Genomic DNA, 9,680 nt, shown 5'->3' on the forward strand with positions numbered 1-9,680 from the left:
TTCTTTGGGAAGAACTAGATGGGCTAATTGTTCAAGCATGTTCATAATGCAAAGATACAAAATACTATGAAACAAAAAAAACATCCCCAGTACTTTTCCACTGAGCCATTGTTAGCGCACCGGATAGTGCATATTTTCAGGTTTGATGCAGTCGAGCACTTCATCGCAATACTTGCGCGACTCCCAACGTGCCATAGGCAGGTCGTGCAGAAGCCAGTTGCCACAGTCTTGCGGTGCAGCACCCGGAATGTCGCCTTCAAAGTCGGCAACGAATCGGAATGTACGCTGCATGAGTTCTACTATGTCTTCGGGCTGCAAGTCGCCACGCATGAGCAGATAATTTCCGGTGAGACATCCCATAGGTCCCCAATACACGATGCGGTCTTTCCACTGTGCGTCGTTGCGCAGATAGGTAGCAGCCAGATGCTCGATGGTATGCAAGGCACCCGGATGCAACGCCGGCTCACGGTTGGGTTCCTTCATGCGAATGTCGAATGTGGTGACAACGTCGCCACCTACATTGTCCTTGCGCGAAACGTATATACCGCGCAACAGGCGGTTGTGATCGATTGTAAAGCTTGGTATCTTCTCCATATTATTTATATATGATTTAGCCTTTTTACTCTTTTACTTTTTTATTTTTATACCCTTTTACTTTTTTACTCTTTTACCCTTTTACCTTTAAATGCTTTCAAGGAAAGCCTTTGTCACCTCGAACGAGCCTTCAGCCATGCGCTCCCAGAAGTCGAAATACATCTGTGCCTTATGGTCTTTGAGCGGAATGTCGCTGATGATACGGAAGCTGATGAATGGCGTGCTGTATATATTGCACGTCTGGGCAATAGAGCAGCTCTCCATGTCGACCGCCTCGGCATCGGGGAAATTGTCAAGTATCGACTGCATCTTATCGCGCGAATTGACAAACCAGTCGCCACTGACGATGAGACCGCTGCGCACATGGGTTTCGCAATTGAGCGAAGTAGCCTTATCTACGAGTTCGGCAGGACAGCCAAAGCGTGCCGGCTGACCCATAACCTGCCCCATCTGGCACTCGTCGCCACAATAAACGTCGTGATAGCAACACTCGGTGCTCACCACTACGTCGGTGACATTGAGCGAAGTATCGGCTCCACCAGCCACACCAGTCGAAATGACGAGGTCGGGGCTGTAACGGCTTATCATCTCCACAGCGCCAATGGCAGAGTTTACCTTGCCGATGCCACACTGCTGCATCACCACCTCGTTGGCACCGATACGCCCCTTTATAAACGTGCGGCCATCGTGTGTCTCAACAGCCTTGTCTGTGGCGAGAGTCTGCAACTGTGCAAACTCCTTGTCCATAGCCACTATTATTCCTATTCTCATTGCTATATCCTGTTATTAATGTTTTCGACTTGCAAAGTTACTCATTTTTGCCGATGGGACAATAGGATTGTACCAACAAAAAAACGGGGCCTTACGCAGGTCCCGTTGTATAATACCTTTTCTCACGAAAAGAATTATTAATCAACAACAAAATTCATTCATTTACGATTGTCCGCCTCTGCAGACGTACCTAATAAATTTAATAATTGTAGTCTTTGTAAAATAACATTGCTTAATGTGTATGAAACGTAATCTGATGTATGTCTTGTTATAATTCTCTAATCAATTATTTCTTTTTTACGATTGCAAAGTTATAAACATATACGTCAACATACAAATTAATTCAACAAACCACCATTTTTATTAGGCAAACCGCTTGTTTTAGCGTTTTACAGCCTCCACACTGCCACTATTGGCAAGCGTCAGACTCTGAATCGAGGCTTCTTCGCCTACTATCCATACTATGTCGCCAAGGCGCAAGCGATAGGTCGGGCTGACCATCGAGAGGTTCTCCTTGCCTTCCTCACGGCCTACTACCATACAGTTGTAGAGGTCGCGTATACCGGTCTCGGGGAGCGTCTTGCCTACGAAGGGCGAGTGGCGGTCGATGACAATCTGCGAGAGTCGCATCTCACGCTTCTCTATATCGGGGTCGTCGGGCACTATGTCGCCGTCGATGGCTGCATGCAAAGAGGCTAGCTGGGCATCGCTGCCAATCACCTGCAGACGGTCGCCCGGGAAGATGATGTTGTCGCCTCCAGGTATGTTGATGCGCTGATGACCACGCAGTATGCTGCTGACATGCACACCGAAGCGATTGCTCAAGCGCAGGTCGGCAAGACTATGACCTGCCCAAGTGGAGTTTTCGGGCACGTCAATGTCGGATATATGTATGTCTCGGTCGAGCAGATGACCCTCGTACAGCGGCTTCTTGAGTCCGAGAACCTGCTGCTCTATGTCGCGCGAGCGAAGGTTCTGCACAAAGAGGCGTTCCATCAGTATGCTCTGCTTCTTGAGTCGTCTGGACAGAATCATTACGAGCACTATCGCCACGGCTATGGTGAGCAGGAGGGCATTGGTGAATCGTGTGAGATAGTTGCAGATATAGAAAACGAACGCCGAGGCTATGACTATACGCACAAAGATGGTGACAAGCAGCGGCAAACGATTGCTGCGACTCTCGCCCCACAGCGCACGGAACTCCTCGGAGTGATTCTTCTTCATGACAATGGCACGCAGGAAGGGGGCTATGATCATTATGGTGAGCACACCGCATATTCCGTTTGCCCACCAGTGCATGCCCGGCATCAAGTGGCGCACGAAGGGCAGGAAGAACGTGAACATCAGGGCTATGGCGGCAATGGACAAGATGGAGTAGATGAGCGTGATGCGTGCCATCTGCGCTATAAGGCTGTGCCAGTTGCCCTTGGGTGCTGTAGACGGATGCGACAGCGTGATATTGTTGAGCGCACGTATCCACGTCTTGGGCAATCGGAGCTCGAGCACTCCGTAGCAGGGCACCGAGAAGCGTATCATATAGGGTGTGAGGAAGGTGGTGATGACCGACACTGCCACAACTACGGGATAAAGGAATTCGCCCGTAACCTTAAGCGAAACGCCCAACGAAGCTATGATGAATGAGAATTCGCCAATCTGAGCCATCGAAAAGCCGCATCGCATGGCTGACTTGAGCGACTGTCCGCCTATGAGAAAGCCGAACGTGCCGAACACAGCCTGACCTACAAGTATTGTCAGCACCAATGCACCTATGGGCACGGCGTAGCTCACGATGATTTTGGGGTCGACAAGCATGCCCACCGACACGAAGAATATGGCTCCGAAGAGGTCCTTCACGGGGGCTACAAGCTTCTCTATCTTGCCTGCCTCAATGGTTTCGGCAAGGATGCTGCCCATAACGAATGCTCCGAAAGCCGAACTGAAACCCACCTTCGTAGACACCACTGCCATGAGGCAGCACAGTCCGAGCGACACGATGAGCAGTGTCTCGTTGTTGATGAGCTTGCGCGTAAGGCGCAGGAAGAGCGGCACGGCAAAGATGCCCACAACAAACCACAGCACAAGGAAGAAGCCTATCTTCATGACCGAACCTATCATCTCGCCTCCGTCGGGATTTGCTCCGCTTGCCAATGCCGACAGCATCACCATCATCACAATGGCAAGCACGTCTTCAAGTATGAGCACACTCATCACGGGACCCGCAAACTTCTGCTGCCGCAGCCCCATATCGGTGAATGCCTTGTAGATAATGGTGGTGGAGCTCATGGCAAGCATTCCGCCAAGGAAGATGCAGTCCATGCGGTTCCAGCCGAACCCATGGCCCACCACTATGCCGAGCGTCATCATAGCGAAGATTATGGTTAGGGTAGTGATGACGGGCGTTATGCCCATCTTGATAATCTTCTTGAACGAGAAGTCAAGACCCAAAGAGAACAGAAGGAACATCACACCTATGTCCGCCCACGTCTTTATGTCGGTGCGGTCGATAACGGACATGGTATACGGCATGTGCGGACTGACAATGAATCCAGCCATGATGTAGCCCAACACGAGCGGCTGCTTGAGTTTCTTGAATATGAGTGTGACCGCGCCCGCCACAATAAGTATAAGGGCAAGGTCGTTTATTAGAGTGGGAACTTCTGACACGCTTGTTTAATGTTTAATTATTAATGAATAATGTTTAATTGTAAGAGCTACCAAATACAATCAATGCAAAGATAACGATTTTTGTTTGAATATACCGAAAATTATTGTTAGATTTGCATAAGAAACAGAAGAGCAAACATTATGGCAGCAATAACAAGAAGACTTCCCGTAGGCATACAGTCGTTCAAAAAAATTCGCGAGGAGAATTATCTCTATGTTGACAAAAGCGATATAGTTTGGCAACTGGCCAACAACGGATTGCAATACAATTATCTGAGCCGTCCACGCCGGTTCGGCAAATCTGTGCTTGTCGATACGCTGCAAGCCTACTTTGAGGGCCAACGCCACCTGTTTGATGGACTTAAGATAATGGAATTGGAGCATGAATGGATAAAACGTCCCGTCATACGTCTTGACATGAGCCGTGGCGGAGCTACGGAAGCCACCCTACGCTCTTATCTTGATTTGGCTTTCAGTAGATATGAGGAAAAATACAACATATCGCCAAGACCAAATTCGTCGCTTGCCAACCGTTTTGACAGCATCATTCTAACCGCCTACCAACAAACCGGACAACAAGTGGCTATACTTATTGACGAATACGACTCGCCGCTGCAACACTCATGGCACACTCATGAACACGAGACATGCACAGCCGTGTATCGTGAGGTGTTTGCCATTCTTAAAGCTGACGACGAAATGGAGTGTTTTGTTTTTATCACTGGCATAACCAAGTTCACGCAGATTTCGCTTTTCTCAGTGCTCAACAATCTTAGTAATATTAGCTTTGAACCGCAGTACGCTACAATATGCGGAATTTCAAAGCAGGAAATGGTGGACAACTTCATGCCTGAGATTGAGCAGATGGCGGAATATAACAAATGGACCGTCGAAGAAACTCTGGCTAACCTCAAAGACTATTACGACGGGTATCATTTCTGCGATACTAACATGATTGATGTCTACAATCCATTCAGTCTTGTTAATGCACTGAACCAAAAGCGGCTCAGATCTTACTGGGCATCATCGGGTGCTACATCACTATTGCCCAAGTTTGTCAATGACATGGAACTACACCTCGACGACTTCGACCATTGCAGTGTGCTTCGCGGCATTCTCGAAACTTCAGATGTTACGGGAGGCGGCCCCGAGCTTTTCCTTTACCAATCGGGATATATAACAATAAAAGACAGCGACGAGTTTGGCTATATACTTGGAATTCCCAACGAAGAAGTAAGACAGGCTCTCAACGAAATGGTGTTGCCTGCACTGACTATGCGAAAACAAGGCGACACCCTATCGCTACAAGCAAACCTATACCGCCAACTTGGCACTGGAATGCTTGACGATGCCAAGAAAACCCTGCGCTCACTCATTGCCGACGTGCCATACAGCAACAAGAAACTGGCATCAATGGACATGGAGGAACGCTACCGCCTCATCATCAGTACTATACTCAACGCCATTGGCATACGTGTGGAAGTAGAACGAATGCTTGCCACTGGTCGTATTGACCTCGTGGCATGGCTGTCACGATACATCTATGTCCTCGAACTTAAACTCTCTAATAATGGTGGACTTGATGCTGCCGAACAACAAATTCGTGATTGTAGATACATCGAACCATTCAAGGGAGACCCACGCAAGGTTGTCGGTCTGGCCGTGGAATTAGACAGTGAGGGCAAGGGACTTATTAATTGGAAAGTCGTGGAATGATAATTTCAATTAAAAAAAAACGATTTTGTTTGAAATCAGTGGCAACAACGCTGAATTTTTGATGCAAATATCGTACACATAGTAAAAAAGTATTACAAATAAAAAAGTGATTCTAGAGATTTGCGTGGCTGTTTTTGACGATTTTTTAATAGCATAATACACGCAACTCTTCAATTTAAGGCTTCTTTGCAATGAAAATGGAGTACTTTTGGAAGGCAAAAGGAATACAGTTGGAAGGCAAAAGGACTACAGTTGGAAGGTAAAAGTGGTCCTTTTGCAAGGAAATGTAAGTTTTTTGAGAAGCAAAAAATTGCTTGCAGACGTCAACACTATCATAACTCATTGTATATTAGCGACATAACACAAACCGCTCAAAACTCGAGAATTTCGCGCCAAAGATTTCTTTGTGCGTTCAACTCGCAGTTTTGAGCGGTTAGAAATGCAAATATAAGATAGTAGCAGAGACCGGAGACCTCCGCTACTATATACGGTTTAGTCGTTATAGTGGGCTGTCAGCTCACAAATCTTGATTACTACCTGCATGGCTTTCTCCATAACCTGGATGCTCACAAACTCGTGAGGACCGTGGAAGTTGCAGCCACCGGCGAAGATATTGGGACAAGGCAATCCCTTGAACGAAAGCTGTGCACCGTCTGTGCCGCCACGGATGGGCTGCACCTTAGGAGCGACACCACTCTCCTGCATTGCCTTGAGCACAATGTCGATGACGTGCATGTTGGGGTCTATCTTCTCCTTCATGTTGTAGTACTGGTCCTTAAGCTCAACGCTGACAGTACCCTCACCCCACTTCTCGTTCATCTTCTTGACGCAGTCCTCGATGAAGTCCTTGCGATCCTCAAAGCGGTCGCGGTCGTGGTCGCGTATGATGTACGACAGAGTAGCCTTCTCGCAGCATGAGTTGATGCCGAGCAGATGGTAGAATCCCTCATATCCCTCAGTCTCCTCTGGAGTCTCGGCAGCCGGAATCATCTCGGCAAACTCTATAGCCAGGCGTGAAGCGTTGACCATCTTGCCCTTAGCATAACCGGTATGCACGCTGACACCCTTGATGTGTACCTTGGCACCGGCAGCGTTGAAGTTCTCATACTCCAATTCGCCGAGGTCGCCACCGTCGATAGTGTAAGCCCACTGGCATCCGAACTTGGCAACATCGAAGTGGTGTGCGCCCATACCTATTTCCTCATCAGGATTGAAAGCTACGCGGATGTCGCCGTGCTCAATCTCGTCGTGGTCGCGCAGCCAGCACATAGCCTGCACAATTTCGGCAATACCAGCCTTGTCGTCGGCACCAAGCAGAGTGGTACCATCGGTAACGATGATGTCCTCGCCCACGTGAGCCTTAAGCTCAGGGAACTTAGCCGGGCTTGATACTATGCCCTCAGAGAGCACGATGTCGCCGCCGTCGTAGTTCTTGACGATGCGCGGATGGATGTTGGCACCGCTGCAGTCGGGCGATGTATCATAGTGAGAGATGAATCCGATAGTGGGGATGTTCTTCTTGGTGTTGGCCTTCAGCGTAGCGTAGATGTAGCCTTGCTCGTCCATCTCCACATCGCTCAAGCCCTCGCGCTCAAGTTCCTCCTTAAGGTATTTGGCGAATATCAATTGCTTGGAAGTACTCGGAACGGTATCCGACTCTTCGCTCGACTGTGTGTCGAACTGGGTGTAGTTCAAAAATCTTTCGGTTATTTCCATTTTTATAGATATGTTTGTAGTATTAATATTATATGAGCAAAGTTAGTCCATTTATTCGGGAACGACAAAAAAAAACACCATTATTATTACAAGTTCTTCAGAATTTTACCTAAATTTGCAACGTCTTATAAAAAAGTTGAAAGATGGTTTTCAAATACGACTTTCTTATTATCGGAGCCGGTGTAGCCGGCATGAGCTACGCATTGAAGGTAGCCAGAGCACACAAAGGTAAGGTGTGCATCATTTGCAAGACTTCGCTCGACGAAGCAAACACATCGTTTGCCCAGGGTGGCGTGGCCTCAGTAACTAATCTCGCTGTCGACAATTTCGACAAGCACATAGAGGACACTATGATTGCGGGTGACTATATCAGCGACCGCAAGGCCGTAGAACAGGTAGTGCGCAATGCGCCCGAACAGATAATGGAACTTGTGAATTGGGGTGTCAACTTCGACCGCAAGGAAAACGGCGAGTTCGACCTGCATCGCGAGGGCGGACACTCTGAATTCCGCATTCTGCACCACGCCGACGATACGGGTGCCGAAATACAGCGCGGACTGATGGAGGCTGTGCGCAATTGTCCTGACATTGACATCAAGGAGAATCACTTCGCCGTGGAGATTATCACTCAGCACCACCTCGGAGCTCGCGTGACACGCCGCACACCATACATCAACTGCTATGGTGCATACGTGTTGAACCCCGAAACAGAGAAAGTGGACACTTATCTGAGCAAGGTGACGCTGATGTGTACCGGCGGTTGCGGCGCTGTATATCAGACCACTACCAACCCGATAATAGCTACCGGCGACGGTGAGGCTATGGTATATCGTGCCAAGGGAACAGTTAAGGACATGGAGTTTGTACAGTTCCACCCCACTGCCCTATATCATCCGGGCGAGACTCATCCAGCCTTCCTCATCACCGAGGCTATGCGCGGTTATGGTGGCATATTGCGTCTGCCTAACGGCGAGTCGTTCATGGAGAAATACGACAAGCGCCTTTCGCTTGCTCCGCGCGACATCGTGGCTCGTGCCATCGACAAGGAGATGAAGATACACGGCATCGACCATGTTTGTCTTGACGTAACTCACAAGAATCCGGAAGAGACCAAAAAGCACTTCCCCAACATCTATCAGAAGTGCAAATCTATAGGCATCGACATCACTACCGACTACATACCCGTTCGTCCGGCAGCCCACTATATGTGCGGTGGCATTAAGGTTGACCTGAACGGCCAGTCGAGCATTGAGCGACTCTACGCCATCGGCGAATGCTCATGCACGGGTCTGCACGGCGGCAACCGCCTTGCCAGCAACTCGCTGATTGAGGCTGTGGTATATGCCGATGCTGCTGCAAAGCACTCGCTTGAACATGTCGACGAGTACGACTTCAACGATAAGGTGCCCGAATGGAACGACGAGGGAACTATGACCAACGAGGAGAAGGTACTCATCACACAGAGCGTGAAGGAGGTTGGCGAGATTATGTCAAACTATGTAGGCATAGTACGCTCCGACTTAAGACTGAAACGTGCGTGGGATCGTCTCGACCTGCTGTATGAAGAGACCGAAGCCCTCTTCAAACGCGTGAAGGCAAGCCGCGACATCTGCGAGCTACGCAACATGATCAACGTGGGATATCTCATCACCCGTCAGGCTATTGAGCGCAAGGAGTGCCGCGGACTGCACTATACTACCGACTATCCGCTGCACGCTTACGACAAGAAACTTTAATTATGAAGCAGAAATTTTTCTCCATTACTGTTGCTGTTTTTGCTTTCGCCCTTATGAGCGCTGGCGTAGCTAAGGACGTAATAAAGTATAGCAAGGGCACAGCCATTGTCAATACGTCGTCAATCGTTAAGGCTCGTGGTTTTCAAGGCAAAACCCCACTGAAGATATACATCAAAGGCAACAAGATAACGAAAATAGAGTCGCTGCCCAACCATGAGACACCTTCGGTATATGCAAATGCTGAAGAATTGCTAAAGAAGTTCATTGGCAAAACCGTCAACGAAGCCTCAACAATGAAAGTTGACGGCGTTAGCGGTGCCACCTATTCATCCAAAGCACTCATTGAGAACGTTAAGGGCGGACTGAAATATTATAAGGAAAACAAATAAGCCAACAAATTGTATAAATACAAAGGGGGTGTGTCAAAATTCACACCCTCTTTTAAAATATCACAAAGCCCGAACTTTCACAAGCTCGGGCTTT

7 protein-coding genes are annotated in these 9,680 nt (G+C 48.5%); 3 read left to right on the top strand and 4 right to left on the bottom strand.

The features are described from left to right. Positions 1–111 precede the first annotated feature (111 nt). The 3 genes from I6E38_RS13310 to I6E38_RS13320 form a co-directional block, all read right to left on the bottom strand. The gene (locus I6E38_RS13310) at positions 112–594 is read right to left on the bottom strand and encodes an S-ribosylhomocysteine lyase (RefSeq protein ID WP_235394454.1); all 483 of its coding nucleotides are present in this window, start codon (positions 592–594) and stop codon (positions 112–114) included. 87 nt (positions 595–681) lie between these two features. Next, positions 682–1,365 (bottom strand): 5'-methylthioadenosine/adenosylhomocysteine nucleosidase, encoded by a 684-nt coding sequence (locus tag I6E38_RS13315; RefSeq protein WP_235394455.1) that lies wholly within the window; start codon positions 1,363–1,365, stop codon positions 682–684. A gap of 381 nt (positions 1,366–1,746) precedes the next feature. Further along, positions 1,747–4,029, bottom strand: coding sequence for a cation:proton antiporter domain-containing protein (locus I6E38_RS13320; RefSeq protein WP_235394456.1), 2,283 nt, complete (start codon positions 4,027–4,029; stop codon positions 1,747–1,749). Positions 4,030–4,170: 141 nt separating this feature from the next. Here I6E38_RS13320 and I6E38_RS13325 point away from each other — a divergent pair, with 141 nt between their 5' ends. Further along, positions 4,171–5,745 (top strand): ATP-binding protein, encoded by a 1,575-nt coding sequence (locus I6E38_RS13325; RefSeq protein WP_235394457.1) that lies wholly within the window; start codon positions 4,171–4,173, stop codon positions 5,743–5,745. 492 nt (positions 5,746–6,237) lie between these two features. Here the strand turns inward: I6E38_RS13325 and pepT are convergent, their stop codons facing one another. After that, a complete protein-coding gene (pepT, locus tag I6E38_RS13330) occupies positions 6,238–7,461 on the bottom strand; it encodes a peptidase T (RefSeq protein ID WP_235394458.1) in 1,224 nt (407 codons plus the stop codon). A 143-nt stretch (positions 7,462–7,604) separates the two neighbouring features. Between pepT and nadB the strand changes: the two genes are divergently transcribed. Both nadB and I6E38_RS13340 read left to right on the top strand, forming a co-directional pair. Continuing rightward, a complete protein-coding gene (nadB, locus tag I6E38_RS13335; protein WP_235394459.1) occupies positions 7,605–9,197 on the top strand; it encodes an L-aspartate oxidase in 1,593 nt (530 codons plus the stop codon). 2 nt (positions 9,198–9,199) lie between these two features. After that, a complete protein-coding gene (locus I6E38_RS13340; RefSeq protein WP_235394460.1) occupies positions 9,200–9,586 on the top strand; it encodes an FMN-binding protein in 387 nt (128 codons plus the stop codon). Positions 9,587–9,680: the final 94 nt, after the last annotated feature.

It is taken from the genome of Leyella stercorea (genome assembly GCF_021531355.1).
Lineage (GTDB): Bacteria > Bacteroidota > Bacteroidia > Bacteroidales > Bacteroidaceae > Prevotella.